The organism is Methanorbis rubei, assembly GCF_032714495.1.
Taxonomy (GTDB): domain Archaea; phylum Halobacteriota; class Methanomicrobia; order Methanomicrobiales; family Methanocorpusculaceae; genus Methanocorpusculum; species Methanocorpusculum rubei.
Map to the genome: position 1 here is coordinate 143,034 of NZ_JAWDKB010000003.1, position 18,067 is coordinate 161,100.

21 protein-coding genes are annotated in these 18,067 nt (G+C 46.4%); 12 read left to right on the top strand and 9 right to left on the bottom strand.

Annotation, left to right across the window (positions count from 1 at the left end; genetic code table 11):
* Complete coding sequence (locus McpCs1_RS04200) at positions 1-336, bottom strand: ABC transporter permease (RefSeq protein ID WP_338096007.1); 336 nt, start codon at positions 334-336, stop codon at positions 1-3.
* 367 nt (positions 337-703) lie between these two features.
* On the opposite strand from McpCs1_RS04200, the gene McpCs1_RS04205 reads away from it, so the two are divergent.
* The 3 genes from McpCs1_RS04205 (at position 704) to McpCs1_RS04215 (ending at position 3,158) form a co-directional block, all read left to right on the top strand.
* Positions 704-1,564 carry a BRO family protein gene (locus tag McpCs1_RS04205; protein WP_338096008.1) on the top strand — a complete coding sequence of 287 codons (861 nt, stop codon included), beginning with the start codon at positions 704-706 and terminating at the stop codon, positions 1,562-1,564.
* A 48-nt stretch (positions 1,565-1,612) separates the two neighbouring features.
* The gene (msrA, locus tag McpCs1_RS04210; protein ID WP_338096009.1) at positions 1,613-2,590 is read left to right on the top strand and encodes a peptide-methionine (S)-S-oxide reductase MsrA; all 978 of its coding nucleotides are present in this window, start codon (positions 1,613-1,615) and stop codon (positions 2,588-2,590) included.
* 286 nt (positions 2,591-2,876) lie between these two features.
* Entirely contained in the window at positions 2,877-3,158 is a 282-nt protein-coding gene (locus tag McpCs1_RS04215) for a hypothetical protein (protein WP_338096010.1), read from the top strand.
* A 412-nt stretch (positions 3,159-3,570) separates the two neighbouring features.
* On the opposite strand, the gene McpCs1_RS04220 is transcribed toward McpCs1_RS04215, so the two are convergent.
* From McpCs1_RS04220 to McpCs1_RS09320, 6 genes are all read right to left on the bottom strand, one after another.
* The gene (locus McpCs1_RS04220) at positions 3,571-3,720 is read right to left on the bottom strand and encodes a hypothetical protein (protein ID WP_338096011.1); all 150 of its coding nucleotides are present in this window, start codon (positions 3,718-3,720) and stop codon (positions 3,571-3,573) included.
* A 146-nt stretch (positions 3,721-3,866) separates the two neighbouring features.
* Complete coding sequence (locus McpCs1_RS04225; RefSeq protein ID WP_338096012.1) at positions 3,867-4,382, bottom strand: hypothetical protein; 516 nt, start codon at positions 4,380-4,382, stop codon at positions 3,867-3,869.
* A 114-nt stretch (positions 4,383-4,496) separates the two neighbouring features.
* Positions 4,497-4,703, bottom strand: coding sequence for a hypothetical protein (locus McpCs1_RS04230; protein WP_338096013.1), 207 nt, complete (start codon positions 4,701-4,703; stop codon positions 4,497-4,499).
* Positions 4,700-5,203 (bottom strand): hypothetical protein, encoded by a 504-nt coding sequence (locus McpCs1_RS04235; RefSeq protein ID WP_338096014.1) that lies wholly within the window; start codon positions 5,201-5,203, stop codon positions 4,700-4,702. Before McpCs1_RS04235 ends, McpCs1_RS04230 begins: the two co-directional genes overlap by 4 nt.
* Positions 5,200-5,457, bottom strand: coding sequence for a hypothetical protein (locus tag McpCs1_RS04240; protein WP_338096015.1), 258 nt, complete (start codon positions 5,455-5,457; stop codon positions 5,200-5,202). The genes McpCs1_RS04235 and McpCs1_RS04240 overlap by 4 nt, the downstream gene beginning before the upstream one ends.
* A complete protein-coding gene (locus tag McpCs1_RS09320; RefSeq protein ID WP_420847067.1) occupies positions 5,450-5,779 on the bottom strand; it encodes an HNH endonuclease in 330 nt (109 codons plus the stop codon). Before McpCs1_RS09320 ends, McpCs1_RS04240 begins: the two co-directional genes overlap by 8 nt.
* A 666-nt stretch (positions 5,780-6,445) precedes the next feature.
* Between McpCs1_RS09320 and McpCs1_RS09325 the strand changes: the two genes are divergently transcribed.
* The 8 genes from McpCs1_RS09325 (at position 6,446) to McpCs1_RS04280 (ending at position 11,517) form a co-directional block, all read left to right on the top strand.
* Positions 6,446-6,613, top strand: a complete 168-nt coding sequence (locus tag McpCs1_RS09325) for a double zinc ribbon domain-containing protein (protein ID WP_420847068.1) — start codon at positions 6,446-6,448, stop codon at positions 6,611-6,613.
* A gap of 14 nt (positions 6,614-6,627) precedes the next feature.
* The gene (locus McpCs1_RS04250) at positions 6,628-6,924 is read left to right on the top strand and encodes a DUF5683 domain-containing protein (protein ID WP_338096017.1); all 297 of its coding nucleotides are present in this window, start codon (positions 6,628-6,630) and stop codon (positions 6,922-6,924) included.
* Between the two features lie 41 nt (positions 6,925-6,965).
* Positions 6,966-7,850: a TFIIB-type zinc ribbon-containing protein gene (locus McpCs1_RS04255; protein WP_338096018.1), complete on the top strand. Its 885-nt coding sequence runs from the start codon at positions 6,966-6,968 to the stop codon at positions 7,848-7,850.
* The gene (locus McpCs1_RS04260) at positions 7,847-8,932 is read left to right on the top strand and encodes a hypothetical protein (RefSeq protein WP_338096019.1); all 1,086 of its coding nucleotides are present in this window, start codon (positions 7,847-7,849) and stop codon (positions 8,930-8,932) included. The genes McpCs1_RS04255 and McpCs1_RS04260 overlap by 4 nt, the downstream gene beginning before the upstream one ends.
* Complete coding sequence (locus McpCs1_RS04265; protein ID WP_338096020.1) at positions 8,933-9,547, top strand: hypothetical protein; 615 nt, start codon at positions 8,933-8,935, stop codon at positions 9,545-9,547.
* A gap of 17 nt (positions 9,548-9,564) precedes the next feature.
* Positions 9,565-10,044, top strand: coding sequence for a hypothetical protein (locus McpCs1_RS04270; RefSeq protein WP_338096021.1), 480 nt, complete (start codon positions 9,565-9,567; stop codon positions 10,042-10,044).
* A gap of 24 nt (positions 10,045-10,068) precedes the next feature.
* Positions 10,069-10,644, top strand: coding sequence for a hypothetical protein (locus McpCs1_RS04275; protein ID WP_338096022.1), 576 nt, complete (start codon positions 10,069-10,071; stop codon positions 10,642-10,644).
* Positions 10,645-10,812: 168 nt separating this feature from the next.
* Complete coding sequence (locus tag McpCs1_RS04280) at positions 10,813-11,517, top strand: 3'-5' exonuclease (protein ID WP_338096023.1); 705 nt, start codon at positions 10,813-10,815, stop codon at positions 11,515-11,517.
* Positions 11,518-11,634: 117 nt separating this feature from the next.
* On the opposite strand, the gene McpCs1_RS04285 is transcribed toward McpCs1_RS04280, so the two are convergent.
* Positions 11,635-14,904: a hypothetical protein gene (locus tag McpCs1_RS04285; protein ID WP_338096024.1), complete on the bottom strand. Its 3,270-nt coding sequence runs from the start codon at positions 14,902-14,904 to the stop codon at positions 11,635-11,637.
* A 199-nt stretch (positions 14,905-15,103) separates the two neighbouring features.
* Between McpCs1_RS04285 and McpCs1_RS04290 the strand changes: the two genes are divergently transcribed.
* Positions 15,104-16,441, top strand: coding sequence for an ATP-binding protein (locus McpCs1_RS04290; RefSeq protein WP_338096025.1), 1,338 nt, complete (start codon positions 15,104-15,106; stop codon positions 16,439-16,441).
* Here McpCs1_RS04290 and McpCs1_RS04295 read toward each other — a convergent pair.
* The gene (locus McpCs1_RS04295; protein ID WP_338096026.1) at positions 16,428-18,038 is read right to left on the bottom strand and encodes a dicarboxylate/amino acid:cation symporter; all 1,611 of its coding nucleotides are present in this window, start codon (positions 18,036-18,038) and stop codon (positions 16,428-16,430) included. The two genes, McpCs1_RS04290 and McpCs1_RS04295, sit on opposite strands and share 14 nt — an antisense overlap.
* Positions 18,039-18,067 lie beyond the last annotated feature (29 nt).

Sequence of the window (18,067 nt, forward strand, 5' to 3'; positions counted from 1 at the left end):
TTATTTCCTCTCAGGAACGCGTCGGGGGGCGGCTCCGGTAAATCTCTGCCATGCTGATTCGTCTCCTTTCCATACGTTGCCTCGGGTGATTCTGGACTGCAGGTACATTGCAAGCAATATGAATCCGCAGGCGAGGTAGAGGAAGGTGTTGTCGGAGAATCCTGCAAGGGCTGCGGCAAACCAGCCGAGTCCGGTGAAGAGTACTCCCTGGTAGGCGGCCTTGCGGTATCCTTCAATTCCGGTCCTGACAAAGATGCGGGTGTCTCTAAGCCAGAGGAAGGAGACGACAATCGCACCGAAGGCGACGATGTAGGTTATCGGATCAACGAAGGGCATAAATGATAATTATTTGGTGTGAGTTGTCTTAATGCTGGGGGTTTGTTCGGGCGTTGTACTATTATTTCGGAGTCGCCCACGGAAAAGCGGAAAGCACGGAATAGGCACGGAAAAAACATCACGGAGTAGACGAGAACATCACGGAAGTTAAGTATTTTCCAATTCCGTGGTGTTCACGTCTGCTCCGTGATGTTTTTTTTTCTGTGAGATTTCCGTGTGTTTTGCTTTTCCGTGGGCGGAGCAACGAACAACACCGAACAGTGTTTACCCATAAACGAATTTATGGGAAAAACCGATTTGTGCGGGATGTTTTATGTGGTTGTGTTTCCTATATTCTGGATAATGAGTTCCGGAGTTCTGATCTGAAATGAGGCCTGGCTCTTCTATTAAGTTGTTTCAGGAGAAGACGATCCGGTCAACATGGAATGAGGAGGAGGAACTCTGGTACTTTTCTCTGGTGGATATTGTTGAGGTGCTGACGAATTCAGCAGATCCCACCGATTATCTGCGGAAATTGAAAAAACGGGATCCTGAACTAAAAAGCTACCTTGGGACAAATTGTCCCAAGGTAGCTATGGTCACCGAGAGCGGAAAGATGCGAAAAATTCTTGCGGGAAATGCCCGGCATATTTTCCGTCTGGTTCAGTCGATTCCTTCACCGAAAGCTGAGCCGCTGAAGCTCTGGCTGGCACAGGTCGGGTATGAGCGGTTGCAGGAGATTGAAAATCCTGAACTTGCCCAGGAACGGATGAAGGTTCTGTATGAGGAGAAGGGTTATCCAAAAGACTGGATTGATAAACGTCTTCGGGGAATGGCGATACGTCAGAATCTTACTGATGAGTGGCAGGAGAGAGGTATTTCGTCGGACAGGGAGTTTGCTATTCTCACGGCAGAAATTTCAAAGGCAACGTTTGGGATGACACCGGCAGAATACCGATCATTGAAGGGGCTTGCGAAAAAGAATGAGAATCTTCGGGATCATATGACGGATCTGGAGTTGATTTTTACGATGCTTGGCGAGCGGGTGACGACGGAAATCTCGCAAAAGGAGCAGCCGGAGAGTTTTCCGAAGAGTCGCGAGGTTGCACGCCGCGGCGGAAGGGTTGCAGGTGTTGCCAGGACGGAGACGGAACGGGAGCTTGGACACAGTGTTGCGACACCGGATAATTTTCTCGGCGAGAGTGATTCCAGTAAGAGACGAAGAGTTGCTTCAGGTAAGAAGGACTGATTTGTCTCTATCCGATCTTTTATTGTCTGCGTTCGCGTAGAGTTTGCTATGCAGCAGATGGATGAGGGAAGCGAAGCATTCAGGGAAATTTATTTTGCAGGCGGATGTTTCTGGGGTGTTGAGGAGCTGATGCGTTCAGTCCAAGGAGTTGTTGATGCGGTATCCGGGTATGCGAACGGCAGAAGCGGGCCTGCTCCATCGTATGAGGAGGTGTGTTCAGGGAGAACAGGATTTTCCGAGACGGTGAAGGTTGTCTACAACCCTGCCAGAGTGAGCCTGCCGGCACTGGTGTTTCTGTTTTTCCGGGCGATTGATCCGACAGATTCAGGCGGTCAGGGAAATGACCGGGGAACGCAGTACCGTTCAGGCATCTATTATAGTGATGAGGAGTCGGCAGTTGTTGTCAGGCGTGCGACAGATGTTGAACGGCGGAGGCATTCTGCGTTTTATGTGGAGATTTTGCCGCTGCTGAATTTTTATCCGGCAGAAGAGTTTCATCAGCGGTATCTGGAGAAGCACGAAGGCGGGTACTGTCATATTCCAAGAGAGTTGTTTTCCTATGCAGGATCGATGCGGGTGGATCCACAGCAGTACCCGCGGCCAAGTGATGCGGAGATTTCGCGCCGGCTTTCGTCTCAGGAGTTTTCCGTGACCCAGGAAGGGGCAACCGATCTGCCGCATTCGCATCCGCTGACGACTGAGGTGCGGCGGGGATTGTATGTGGACGCGGTTACCGGCGAGCCGTTGTTTTCCTCGAGAGATAAGTATCAGAGTTCCTGCGGGTGGCCGGCGTTTTCAGAGCCGGTTGATCGAAACACGATGGTGTTTTCCGAGGACCGGTCGCATGGGATGCGCCGGACTGAGGTGCGGAGCAGGACAGGAGATTCGCATCTGGGGCATGTGTTTGGAGGTGATGAGGAGTCTCCTTCAGGAGTGAGGTTTTGCATAAACGGGTCGTCATTGAGGTTCGTGCCGTATGAGAGAATGGAGGAGGAGGGGTACGGGGAGCTGATGGATCTGGTTTGAAAAAATGTGTTTTGTGGGGTTGTGGTATCACAGAAAAGATTTAGTTCGTTTTTTTCGGAAAAAAAGTAAATGGATAAGTGGCGAATGGGCATGATGAGAAAAGATTTAGTCGATTTTTTTCGGAAAAAAGTAAGTGGATAAGTGGCGAATGGGCATGATGAGAAAAGATTTAGTCGATTTTTTTCGGAAAAAAGTAAGTGGATAAGTGGCGAATGGGCATGATGAGAAAAGGAAACCGCAAATCCACGCAAATCTCGCTCGCTGATGCTCGCTCCGCAAATCGCGTTTGCTAATCGTCGCTCTCATCCCGCCGGATTCCGGCGGGCTCGTTGCTATCGCAACCGCTCCGGCAAACGCTGGACGGCGCCAGTCGGGCGCCGCCATTGTTGAAAGTATTAATACAGAACGAATTGAAATTATCCAGCCACCTCAGGCGGCGCCCGACTGGCGCCGTCCAGCATGTGCAGTCGTGTCACCGATTAGGTTCACCACCTGCGGCGGCGAACCCCCACAGAATCAAACCGGCTCGGCATCAGTCGCATGCCGCTCCCGCGTCATGCTCGGTTAATCGCGGTTGAACGAGAAAAATGAATTTTACGAAAAATAGTTCCGGGAGTTGTTTACTCCCGATCTTCCCCAGCAGTCACCCGCCCCGCTTTGATTCTAATGCGAAACAGCATCCGCCCGGAATCGGGCGGGGCAGTTCCGCAGAATCAAACCGGCTCGGCATGACTCGCTACGCTCGAAGGCAGTAGTGGAACGGGAAAAGAGATCTTACGAAAAATAGTACCGGGAGTTGTTTACTCCCGATCTTCCCCAGCAGTCGCCCGCCCTGCTTTGATTCTAATGCGAAACTGCATCCGCCCGGAATCGGGCGGGGCAGTTCCGCAGAATCAAACCAGCTCGGCATGACTCGCTACGCTCGAAGGCAGTAGTGGAACGGGAAAAGAGATCTTACGAAAAATAGTACCGGGAGTTGTTTACTCCCGATCTTCCCCAGCAGTTGCCCGATGAGTCCGGTCAAGCCACCGGTCGTTCCATGCGTAAATAGGGCCGGCGAGAATGAGGACGGCGCCGGTAATGCCCTGTGCGGCAATGCCGATAATGAGGATAGTAGTAATGGTGTCCATGATGTTTCTCCTTTTTAGTATTTTTCAAATATTTCCAATCAACCGTGATTAACCGAGCGAAGCGAGAGATGCCGAGCCGGTTTAATCCTGTGGGGGTTTACCGCCTCCGGCGGTAAACCCCCCACATTAGGATTGAAGCGGGGCGGTTAGTTGAGGCTGTTTTGTGTATCCGCCCACGCATCAACCTTAGCGAGAATCGCATCGCTCTCATAAGAACTGATCTTCAGATCCTTTCTGGTGAAACTGAGGAAATAAATCTCACCGGTCGGATCATGAATCTTAAGACGAACATTCCAGGAATCCTTAGTATTGTCGCGGTCAGCAACTGCGCTCTCGCCGAACTTTGCAGTGAGGGCAGTATCTGCAAGAATGTGGGCAACAACCGCATCGTAAACAGCACGGGTCGGAGCATCAACAACAATACTACCGATTACCTCGCCGAGGGGAGAAAGGTAAGCAATAGTTGCCTTGTAATACTCATTCGCAACACTGACGCCGTCGATAGTCTCGCCGGCGGTCTGGTAGGCAGTTGCGCCCAGCGGATTATCGGTCGCCTTCAGCGCAGCAATATTCGCATCAAATGCAGAAGCAGTAGTGATCGGTACAGTGAAACTGCGTCTTGCAGCCTTCACAACAGAAGTCTGGGTGAAATCGAGTGGCATATTCTATCGTATCCATGAGAATGCGGGCGTATTTGTATCGTGCCGCATCACTCAGATAACTATAGACAATGAAAAATAATAAAGCTAAATTTTGTCTTAGCTTCTAATTTAGAATCAAAACATCCGAAGTTTTCGCCTCACCTCCTCAGGAACATCCGCCACATAAGGTCGGGCAATCCGATGATTGCGCAGAGCAGAAACAACAGATGTCTTGCCGCATCCAAGCCTCTCAGCAATCTCTCTAACGGTCAGTTTCTCCTCAACAACCAGCCGGAGAAGCCTCTCCCGACTGGCAAGATCAGGATACAGATACCATCTCACCGGGTTTCCCCCAGAGGAACAATCATCGGCAGCTGCGGTTTTTTCACGACACTGATATACGCAGGAATCTCGCCTTCAGCAAGAACCTGCCGGAGATCCCCAAGATTCACCTGTTCAAACGCAATAACCCGATCCGGAGACGCAGCTTTCGCAAGATCATACAGATGCCTTCGTCCGAGAATCTTCTCCGCATCGCAGGACCGGATGAAAACAATTTTTTCAAACACTTCCGGAAGATCTCGCCTGAGTTTACCGGTGTCAACCATGCGGGTGAACGTATACGGCGTTTCGATCGTGTAGTGAACAGAGGTCAGACCTTCGATACAGATCCGATCGATTACTGCTGCATGCTGTTCCTCAAACCTTTCGGCAAGCTGCCGAAACACCTCGGCAAACTCTGCCGCCCAGATTGCATTTTCAAAAGGATCGCATGGCTCAGGATAAAAAATTCCGATCTTTTCCGCGAAAAGAATACCAGGATTGATGGGAACTTTTGTCATACTCCATCCCTCAGGCTGATGGTTTCTGCGGTGCGTTCAGCGATGATCTGTCGAACCTGTTTTTTTCGGGCAAGATATTCGGTGATTGCAGTACGTTCCTCAGCTCCGGCGCGGAGCGTCGGACCGCCGCAGTCCGGACAGAGGAGAATCGGGGGATGGTCAGGGGACGGACCATCCGTCCAGTCAGAGAACGTAAACGCGGTGCCGCAGAGCGGACAACAGTAGCCGGTGAGATGATAGGTCCACTCAGTCATCAGTCTCCACCTCGGCGTAGGTTGCCCGGCGGGTGATGCGGGAGACGGAATGACGGGAGATACCGAACTGAACCGCGAGTCGTTCCTGAGTTACCCCGCCTGCGGCATAGAGCCGGCGGATGGTTCGGACAACGTCAGGACTGAGGGCTGTGGGTTTGGCACGTTCGTTCTGGAGATGGGTGACGAGCCTGAGGTTCTGGAGTCTACAGTCGGTTTTGTTGTGGTTGATGTGGTCGATTTCAAGGGAAGCATCGACCGGAACATTATCAAAGCAATCACCGGAGCAGTCAGTCAGATTGATGTGTACTGGGTCAATACCCAGCGATTTATGGACAAGTACGGCGGTTCAGCCCAGATCAGAGATCCGACGATCGATGATGATGACGCCTTTGTCAATATTCATGTACACTACTCATACTCGTTCAAGGTAAATTCTGAGGAGATCTCGCTACAGCTCTTATTTGATGCATTTGGTTTCAATGCGGACATCTCCAAAAGAGAAATAGTGGAACGGCTGAACAAAGACACCGAACTACAGATCGGCACGGTTCTTGCGACGGAACTGGAACGAGTGGATGAAAACGGAAAACGGGTAATGTCAGTCTTTTCCATCAAACGGGAAAGTATCAAACTGGCAAACGCATTCTCCGCAGCATCAGACAAATCCTGTATGGAACGGTATGGAATCCACATTGTTGACATCAACAACTTCGAAGCCAAACCTGACAAAGAGTACGAGGAGATGAACCGTGCCAACGTTACCGCCGGTTCCTTTGCATCACGCGGCAGCAACCAGTATGCCAAAGCCAATACCGGTGGTATTCAGATGCAGCAGATGCTCAATCAGAACAAAGTTCTGGAGGGAATGGCCGCAGGAGCCTCAACAGGCAACAGCGGAAGCGGGGGAATTGATGCAATGGGAACCATGATGGCAATGTCCATGATGAACCAGATGCAGCAGCAACAGCAGATGCAGTCGGGTTTCCCTATGGGGCAACCTACGGAAAAGTGCGGCAAATGCGGCGGAAACCTACTTTTCGGAGCAAAATTCTGCCCGACATGTGGTACATCAACTGTTCGAACATGTTCTTCCTGCAGTAAGGAAGTTCCTGCAAATGTGGCGTTCTGCCCGTACTGCGGGGAAAAATTAGCCTAAGGAGGTAAAATACAATGCCAATTATTAAATCAGATTCATTCTCCGGAGGTTCATCCGGAAGCAGCTCGTCAGGTGGATATCGTCACAAAAGTCCGTTTCTGGCCCTCATATTATCATTTTTTATTCCGGGACTCGGTCAGGTGTACAACGGACAGATACTCAAAGGGATTGGATATTTTATTCTGACTGTTATTCTCGCCTTCCTGTCTGTGATAACCCTCGGACTCTTGTTTATTGTTTATTTTATCTGGTGGATCTGGAACATATATGACGCATATCACACAGCTGTTAAAATCAACGGTGGATACTAAGCGAAAAGATGTTCCTTTGAGCAATAAACGGAGATAAAAACATGCAAATAGATTGTCCCAAGTGCAGAAAAACCTTCGAATTTACCCATGCAGCAGATCAGTTTACCTGTCCGTACTGTGGAACGATCACCAGTCTGAACAAAGCAGATACCCTGTATCTGTACACCATGCCCTTTACGATCAACGATCAGCGTGCAAATGATGTGTTCAAAAAATGGGCTGCATCATCGGATAAAATCCATGATCTTCTGGTAAAATGTACCGACAAACAATGGAACAAGTATTATCTTCCCGTCGGAAAGATTGTTCGTATTCTGAATGGAATGGAACAGGTATCCATTTTTTCTCTCAGTGAGAACAATTCAGTAAATCAGGATCTCCACATTGATACAATCCCTCCCGGGGAACTGCTCTTCTACGAAGGAGGAATTCTGGATGCACAGGCCATTATGCCGGATAGAGACATGAATGTTCTGCTAACCGAGTACATGGGCAAACCCAAAGAACAGGCTGTGATATTTGTACCGGTATATCACCTTCAGTACAAATACGACGGCATGTCCTATTCCCTGCTTATCAACGGAGTGACCGGTACAGTTTATACAGATGCCTTTCCTAAAGCCACGGACGACATTTACCGTGAGTGTACTAAAAAATATCTCTATATAGGGATATTATGCGGAATTGTCGCTGGAATTATAGGTTTATTCCAGAGTACAGTCTTTAGTTATGTGAATGGTTGGCTGAATATGTCATACATTCTGGATGTGAATCCATGGTTTGCACTGCAGAACATTGTATCCTTGATTATATTCTTAGGATCCATCATTGGCGTGACCTACTTCTCCCATCGGGATGGTTCGGTTCTTCTTGATGAACTGGAAAAAAATCGTTCCTATGAGGAAAACACGGAGGCTGAAGCATGAATACCGATGTAGTCCGATCAGCATCGACTGATATGAACAGCAACGTTGAAGGTTATTTCTGTACAAACTGCGGTTCGAAACTGGTACTGAACGAAAAAGAGCCTGTTGTGTATTGCGAAAGCTGTCACAAAGCCTATGTTTCTACGAATTTTTATGGATTAGAAAAGTATGTTGCCAAAGCAAAAATTCTGGAAAAGGATGCATGGGACAGAGTAAACCAATGGTTCAAAGAAGGAGGAGCACGAGATCTGACAACCTCAGCGGAACTTGCCAGTGTCAAAACCATGTATCTTCCATTTTGGAAAACCAAGACAGAAACACGGACAGTTGTCTGCGGATACAATGTGTACAAAGACAATAAAGGAAACCAGAGATACGAGTTTCTTAAGCGTATGTACAAAAAAAACTATACATGGGACGACATCGCCTGTGATGGTTCTGAATACGGAGTTCAAACCTATGACACATCGGTCCCTGTAGTTCCGTTGTTTGAGATTCAGGAACAAATTTCCCTTGTACCGGTAACCATATCCGAATCTGATGCAAAGAAGGCCAGTACAGACGCAGTCATCGATACCGCACAAGATGATGCAGGTTCAGGGATAAGCAACGTAACGTTTCTCAGAATATTTCCCAAACTGAAGACCTTCAAACTGATATACCTCCCGTATGTTATTGTCCGTTACAAATATCATGGACGTGAGTACTCGGTTGTCCTTAATGGTCATACCGGAAATGTTGATGCTGGTACAAAACCAGGGGATAAAGGACAACAGGCCACAAACTTCAGTATTCGCTTTGGGATTGGAAGTACACTGATCGGCACAGGAATTGGTATTCTCGCATCTGAGCTGATTACGATGATATGGTGGTATTCGCTATTGGATGACTATTTATTATTCCTTCTTACCTCCGATAGCGAACTTCTCCTTGGATTTATCCTAACAGCGGTAGTGGCAGCTATTCTAATCCTTATTGGTCGCAGCCTTCACAAGAAGAGTCTGCACATTCTTCAGTACGGATCAGAGATCACCACCGGCAATCAGAAAACCGAATCAAAAACATCCAATGAGGTGAGATAAATGGCACTAAAAGCACTTTCCTGCCCGGAATGCGGACATGAGATAACAGGGGAAACAGGTTTTGGTGTGGTACTGGAGTGTCCCAACAACCATTATGTAGGCGTCTCCCGCGATACACATGACGTGTACTCTGTCCCAACCCAGCTGGTAAAACCCAGTGGGCTTGATCCCAAGAAGGGAAGACTGATATTTCTTCCATTCTGGGGATTTAACGTATTCATCAATGTACGTGATCGGAAGATTCAGGGAGGCGGACTTTGGAGACTGTTTTCCGGACAGAAACTCCTAAGCGGCGATTGTGCGATGTACGTCTGTGCCGCACAACTCCCGGACGACGACGTGGATGAACTCAGCAAACACTACTCTCTCAACACTCCTCCTGGCTCTTCCAACCTGGAGGACAGTTATCGGGATGATTTTGAAAAACTTCCCGTCTTTATCGATGAGAATACTGCATTCCAGCATGCCGAGTTCATTTTTCTCAAAAATGAGTTCGACGTCTCAGGAACATTGCAGTGGATAGACTACACCTTTGAATTCAAAGAGTTCGGTCTTGTTTATCTGCCGTTCTACATGGACACCAAGCGAAAAGATACTTACCATCAGATCATCTAAAAGGGTTATACATTACTATGCAGATTGATGGAAAAAGCGTTGCTGTTGCCGCAACATGTATCCTTCTCGGACTTTGTTGCGGTGTTCTCCTCACCCTCTTCCTTGTGCCTTGGGGTGCGGAAAATCATACAACCTTCGATTTTTTGGAACAGAAAAACACTCCAGAACCGGTGATAGGAACATGGTTTGGCTCCACCTCTTTTGCCGGAATTTTTACTCTCCAATCAACCCTCGTTTTTTATGATGATCAGTCCGGTAATGTGGTGTATGAACTCAGTTCTCCTTTGGTATCTGTACAGAAAACCGGTTTTGACTTCACTTGGGAAAAAACGGATGAACAAACTTACACTGCAAAAAATTCGGTTTTTGTCATGCCGTACTCCCTTTCGGACGGAAAACATACACTGAAGACCATCCTCAATCCTTCAATCATCGGAATGTCAGATCTGGATGTTCTTTCCATTGATCTCCGATATGTAAAACAGAATGCCGGATAGAGGAAAGGATATCTTTTCTGTAAAATGTCGAAATCAATGGGCACTCCCGAAGAAGACCTCAGGATTCTTCGGGAGATGCTCGTTCCTGAGATGATCCTTGAACCGGACACCGGTACCGACGGTAAGCCCCGTATAAAACTCACCGATCCGGACAATCCAAACACCTGTGTTACGATTACCGGCCTGCTTCCGCATACGATCGCGGTAAAATCCGATGCTGTTCCATGTACCGGCAGATGTTTTCAAAGCAGCAGGGGTGAGGCGAAACGTTCGGACTACATTCTTATCTGCGCCGGAGAGAAGGAGAGATGGGTTGTCTTCATCGAACTGAAGGGGTCGATGAAGTATGCGTCCCTGCACGGGGTTGCAAGCCAGCTGCTTGGTTCACGCTGTTTTTTTGAGTATGTACGGTTCACCGGCAGGATGTTTTGGGAGTGTCCGGATTTTCTGAGTGCGTATGCGGAGCGGTATGTGGTGTTTCCCCGATCGTCGAGGAGGAGTGAGGGGTGTTCTGATATGAGGTGTATGGAGGCTCTCGGGGTGATTGAGGTACGGAGGATAGGGGAGAGGATGGGGGTGCGGTTTCGGAGGATGGTGTAGGGATATGCGTTTTCATATTCTTTTGAGAATAGAAAGAAAAATCCTCTACATCATATGAGCAGAACTGGAAATCGATAGATGAAAAGTGTCCAGGGTAGAACACGATCAAGAATAGACGAATACACGCAACTTTAATCCTTCTCTAAACAATACATACACGTAACAACCATGATTTCATCACCTTTATGGGATAAATTTACTCACATAATCGCACTTGACACGGAAACATCTGGGTTAGACCCAAAAAATGACAGAATAATTGAGTTAGCCGCAATCTCAGTAGATGAACAGGGAATACAAACAAAACTCAATACATATATCCAACTTCCAGTTGCCCTTCCCCTATCTCAGAAAACCATCGAACTCACGGGAATTACGCGAGATTTTTTGCAGAGAGAAGGAGTGACTGAACAAGAAGCAGCTGCTTCTTTTGTTGCCATGATCCAAAAGATGAATCGAGTACTATTTATTGCCCATAATGCTCAATTTGATCTCTGTTTTCTTCAGGAATTTCTAAAACGAAACGGACATTCCTTACCGGAGGGATGGGGAATAATTGACACACTGACTGTATTTCGAGATCGAAAATCCTACCCAAACAAATTGTCTGATGCCATAAAATATTATGAACTTCAAAATGTACAGAACACGCACTCAGCTCTGACCGATGCATATGCAGTACATGCAGTCTTCAACGCAATGCAACAGGAACAGAACAATCTGCATGAATACCTGAATCTAATCGGCGTATATACTGAATATGAATTGTTTGGTTGGGAAATATCTGGTTTGGAATACTGGGGCCAAACGATTGATGACGAAATCTATCATACTCTCCCGGAAATAAGAAAACGATGCCTGGAAAAAGAATAATTAAGAATATCTATTTATCCTGTTTATTGTAACAAACAATTTAATTACGATCAATTCGACCCGGAAATAGACCGCAATTTGAGTTAAATTGCAAGACATGGATTGTTCTGATATTCTCTAGTTATGTTTATGGCGCATGACCACTTTTGCGGAGTTGAAACCTGGAGGCAGCGCCTTAAAAGAATCATCTGTTTTATCATACCCATGAGACTGGAACTTTGCCAAAGCTTCAATATCCAGATCGCCGGCAAGAAGCGTACAATTCACCCCACCGCCAACCTGCATCATATTTTTCAGTTCATGTTTTGTTGGCCGAAGAATACGCGAACATCCAAACTCTGACGTGTTCGAATACACCACGTAACAATGAACATCCCTCACGACAGAGTCCAGAATGTCCATAAAATAGTGGATATCCTTATTGAACGAACAGGCAATAAGGTAATCAAGTTCTGAACGGAACAATGCCCGATGCTGAATATCTGCAAGCTCAAAACAGTTGTACACTGTAAACTGAGCTTTTCTCCACTTATAGAGATGATATACATGAGAATTCAGATTCGGAAGAGAATAACCATAATTTTCTAACTGGAATATCTCCCCCGGAGCATAATGATTCTTCACTCTTAGGGATACACAACAGGATTTATACAAATTTTTCACTTGGAATGGTAGCAGTGCTGCAGTCAGATTAAAGGCAATACACCGGTTCTCATTCGTTTTATCGAGAGACAAAGAGTGAGGGGCCTGACAATCAAACACGTACTCTAAACCAAATATCAAACCAATTTGATGCTGTTTTGACCACTGTGCTAACTTTGGGAGCCAGTAGTGGGGAATTGCACATTCCGGAAAAATAACGAGATCGCACTTATCATCAACTGCCGCATTTAACACGCGTGATATCTCCAGCCAGCGTTCTAGAGAGATATCAGGAGCCAATTCCTGAGGAGCATGACACTTTTCATATCGTTCTTCGGAAATACGAAGATTGGCAAGACCAATGCGAATCTTACCCTTCATCTTTGGATCCCGTGAATCATCTGATGTAATGGTAATTTTTGTGGGATGTACAACCTTCATATCAGTAAACTGTACAGATGGCAAAGAACTGATCTTTACATTGGAAAAAGACGAATCCGCCCAACCCTTAAATGTTTTAAGTAGAAATTCATGATTTGCTTTCTGCATATAACAGCATTTCAACTCTTCGCAATCGAAGGCATTCGGGTTACCAGCAGGACAATCAGTTAAATTATGCTCTGTTTTGAGAGAGGATAACGCATAGAACAACTGATACTCATATAAATGAATGAATCTTGGAGAGAGATCTAATTTACCAGCGTCAAGTTCAGGATTCTTTAGCAGATCAGTGTTGAACACGTCAATATCAAGAAGATCACCATCATACTCCTTCAGATAGTTCAGAAGAGGATAAATCACATACTGCTGGGGAAACAAATTGGTAGAACGGAATCTATCTGCCAATGCATTAAGCCCATTGATGTCAATTGAATTGATATTTTTCGGAGAATATAGCTCCGAAATATCAGAAAAACGCCCTGCTCGTTCTTTTCTATCCTTTTCTGAAAATAGAGATAAGGGAATTGCAACCGAGAGTTTGAGATATTGTATTAATGTTGATAACAAGCGTTTCTTTAACTCACCAAACAGATTGTTTTCATTTTTTGAACGAGATTTTTTGTTGCCAAAATCATATGCACATTCCAAACGGGAAATCTGCCCGAGTAACTCATCGTACATCTTACAGGCTTCCTGGATCTGCTCCTCCTTTTTTGAGAAAAGGAGTAAACAAAACACCTTTTCCCATACGCGGGTATAGGTAAGATAATTGTTTCCGCGAAGGTCTCGGAACATGTTTTTGGTAAACTCATCAATCTTTGGAATAGGTTTACTACAAAGAGAAATATGGGACAACTGTTTTGAGAGAGTAATGGAAAACTTCGAATTGTCCACCATCAATTTCTTCAGATTTCTTAGTTTATGGGTGGATCCATCAGCAAACACCAGTTGATGCATCCCGGTATCCTGACTTTCTAAGACCGACTCTTTAGGAAGATACTGGAAGACACTGGCATTTTCCTGAATTTTTTTCAGGAATAGCCGCAGTATTGCAGTAGAATGATCAGGATCGACATGATAGAGCATAACCTTGTCATTCTGCACAGTAATTCTGGGAATTTCAAATCTGAGGTCACAGAGTCGATAAACGATATCTTTACCATTTTCTAAATCAGGAAGTCGTCTCCATTTCAAATCGCACTGGACAGACCCTCCACTAAAATCAGATAAAATTCCAGCATCCACAAATAATTTCTCTAAAATATTTCGTTTTGAGCAATCATTGGAAACAGATGAAGCCGCATCTCCACCACATCTCGGTTCTGCCAGAACAAAAATGCAGTCATCCACATATCTCCCATAATAACGTGGTCGAATGCATTCCAGGACTTTTTTATCAAACCATTTTAAATGCCAGTTCGCAAGAATTCCTGATGAGTACATGCCAATAGGAAGAACATGTCTCAGACCATGTTCTTTAATCGTGACATGGGTTACATCCGTGTAGATACTTATTTTATCATAATATTTTTCATGAATTTTCTCCAAAATATCAGTTAATATGGATGCAACACGATAATTTCCCTTAAATTTCGGACTGTTTTTTAACTCTTGCAAAAACTCTCTGATCTCCCCAAAATCACCCTCGATGTGATAGAAAAATTGTGTAAAATCCAAAGTCAGTATATCTACAATATCATCCTTTTCGACAGCCTCAACAGCACATTTCATGGCATTGTTTCTCCATGCAGTATACTGCTTGGCATACATCTTCATGAGATGACCGCTTGCATCACGTTCTTTTCTCTCATGGAGAATTTCATGAACTCTATTTCCAAAACAATGGTCACTGAGTTTTTCATCGAGATATACTCCGACTTTCATTATCCAGAGTACGTCCAGTAACATTAGTGGTATTGGAATATTACTATGGTAATTTACTCCATGCCAATAGTATGTTTCAGATGAAACAACATTAGAAACCTCAGTTTCCTCCTTTTTTTCGCGTTTTTTCATCTCTTCCTTGGATGAAAATGGAGACACCGATTTGGGTAGTACATAAAAATCAATCTGGTCAATCCACTGATCAATGTATGACCGTTGTTCTTCAGACAGGGTTTTTTTCGATTCCAATGTGTTAAAAATGCCCTGCAGATGAAATTTATCATCAGAAAAAAGACAATCTAGTTCTTCACTTTCGAACTCTGCAAATTTCTTTTTCAAAATGAGATCTGTATCATAATATATCGTCTGCTTTAATTTTTTATATGCAATGTTGTAAAGTCCGTTTTCGGTATCTGCCACGTATTTATGATTGATTTGATAGATGATAAAGTAAGATCATATCTTAGTAACAGATTTCTGAGAAACTAAAAATAACCATGGACTGATCATCCACCAGTGAACCACCACTACCTTAATACCCCTCAAGCAACCACATAATACATATCACTTTTGCAGCACACCACTGCAAAATACATATGAAAAAGTGTGGTGAGCATACATGAAGCGGCACATATTCAAAAAACTCCTTGCATGGAAAAACGATCCGGCAAGAAAACCACTTCTCATAAAAGGCGTCAGGCAATGCGGAAAGACCTGGCTTCTCAAACAGTTCGGCAAAGAACACTTCACCGACACCGCCTACTTCAACTTCGAAGGAAACAATCCCCTCCACAACGTCTTCGCATCAGACCTTAGCACGAATCGAATCCTCACCGAACTCGGCCTCTTACGCGGACGCCCGATAACTCTAGGCACCACCCTCCTCATCTTCGACGAAATACAGTTCTGTCCAAATGCCCTCACCTCCCTCAAATACTTCGCCGAAGATCTGCCGGAACAGCACATAGCCTGTGCAGGATCCCTGCTTGGCATCGCCCTTGCAAAACCGCTCTCCTTTCCGGTCGGCAAAGTCACCATCCTCACCCTCCATCCCATGAACTTCCCGGAATTTCTGCTCGCAAACGGCAAAGACCTCCTCTGTTCACACCTCGCCGACCTTCATGTAGAAGATCAGATTCCAAAAAGCATTCTGCCGGAACTCAAAACACTCTACCGTGATTACCTCATCACCGGCGGAATGCCAGAAGCCGTCTCCATCTGGCTTGCAACACATGATGCATCCCGCGTCGAAGAAACACATAAACAGATCCTGCAAAGCTACACCCTCGACTTCGCCAAACACGCTCCACTCAAAGACGTCCCCAAACTCAGCCTCATCTGGGACGCAATTCCCGGACAACTTGCCAAAGACACCGGCAAATTTGTCTTCGGACATGTCAAATCCGGAGCCCGGGCAAAAGATCTCGAAGACGCCCTTCAGTGGCTGATCGACGCCGGACTCGTTCACAAAATAGAAAAAATTGACCGGCCAGACATTCCGCTTTCCGCCTACGCTGATGCCACCCACTTCAAACTCTACCTCGCAGACATCGGTCTTCTCAGAACCATGAGTGGATTTCCGGCAGAAGCATTGCTCGCCGCAAACCCTGAGACCTCCCATATGCGGGGAGCTTTGACGGAAAATTATGTACTCGCCGAACTCGCCGCACAGGATATCGGCCCGATATTTTTCTGGAAATCCGGCAACCGTGCCGAAGTCGATTTCGTACTCCAGATCAAAACCGAAATAATCCCCATCGAAGTAAAATCAGCAGAAAACACCAGATCAAAAAGCCTTGCCAGATACCGGGAACTCTATGAGCCTCATCTCTCAACAAAAATAAGTCTGGAAAACCTCAGAATACTGAGAAAGGAAAATGGCAGTCTGCTTGAACTTCCGCTCCCGCTCGTGTGGAAAATGAAGGATTTCGCAGAAGATCTTCTCACGCAGCCTTAAGCTTCTCCTCATCCAGCATATCCAGCTTTGCTGCCACCTGCACCATATCGATTGGAACCGCCACCATATTCAGCGCCGTACTCAAAAAATCCAGCAGAATCTCCAGTACCACTGCAATACCCAGTGCCTCAACAGGAATCCCTAACTGCAGGAAAAGAATCGAGTAACACGCAATACCTCCTCCCGGCACCGGCGGAACCGCAAGAGCCAGAAGACCGCAGGTCAGAATCGCCATAAAAACCCATGACAACGTTATCGGAACAGCGTAATAACTTGCCATAAACATGCACACGCAGAAAAAGATTGCCGCATGCCCGGGCCTTGAAAACGCAGTTCCAAGCGGCACACCAAAGTTCACCAGTCTCGTTGAGATGCCGAGCCTCTTCTCACAGGTCTCCATATTTGTTGAAAACGTTGCCGCAGAAGAAGCCGTTGTTAAAGCAATCAGGAACGAAGGAAACAGTTTCTTTGCAAGAAGCACCGGAGAAATTTTTCTGCCGAGAACAACGCCGCCGCCCATCAGAACAAGATTCACCGCAACGCAGAGAAGAATCACGGCAAACAGTTTCCAGAGATCGCCGAGATTCTCAATATCGGTCAGCATCAGATGCAGAATACTCACAAAAATAATCACCGGCAGAAGCGAAGTGATCCACTCCATCACCAGCTGAATCAGCGTGCTTGCCTGCCCGACCATCTGAACCAGCGTTGGAATTTTTTTATTTAAGATAAGCATCGCAAGACCGAATACCACCGCAAGGAAGATGATTTGCAGCGTGTTTCCTTCCGCGAACGGTGCAATGATGTTGGATGGGACGATGGAGAGCAGCATCGCAAAAATTGCCTGAAACTCGCCGATCCCTTGCGTTCCTCCCGAGGCACTGAACGGGAAGAAGAACAGGCAGATGAACGTACAGACGACGAGTGTAAAATAAATTCTTCCGAAGTAGCGGCCGATGACTTTGTTGCCGATGTTTCCCAGAGTCGCCGTGTCGCCGATACTGTAGATGCCCCAGAGGAGGGAGAGAAACATCATCGGAAGAGCGATTGCAATCAGAATGCCGATGAAGGTGTCAAACAAAGGAGTGACCAGACCTTCAGCGATGGCATGCGAAACATCGGACGGAAGAGACCGGCAGGCAAGACCTGCGATGAGTCCTGCAATCACGGAGCAGATCAGGTAAACGATCGGGTTGATCTTTTTCCGTTTCGGCATCAGGGCGATCTGGTTTTCGCCGTTGACGTAATGGTAGGACGGAACGAGGCCGATATTTGCAAGAAGGGTCTGGACCGAGTTGCCGCCGGTTAAGACGCAGTCCTCTTCGCCGCAGAACGGATTCACTTTAGGACCCGGAACTGCGAGGGTGATGTACTGGCGACCGAGTCTTCTGCCGCTGCGGAACGTACACTCGCTTCCTTCGCCCAAAACAGAGAGCCATTTGAGAAGAACTTTTTCAACTGCTATCTGTAAGTTTCTGGCATCTTCCTGATCGATCTGTCCTTCCTTCAGGGTTTTTGCGGTGAGGGAGCCAAGTTCGGTAACTGCCGTTTCTGAGAGGCGGTAGGTGAGGGTTTTCGGGGTGATGTCAAGCTGCATGGATAATCGGTTTGTGTGTGAGTGTACTG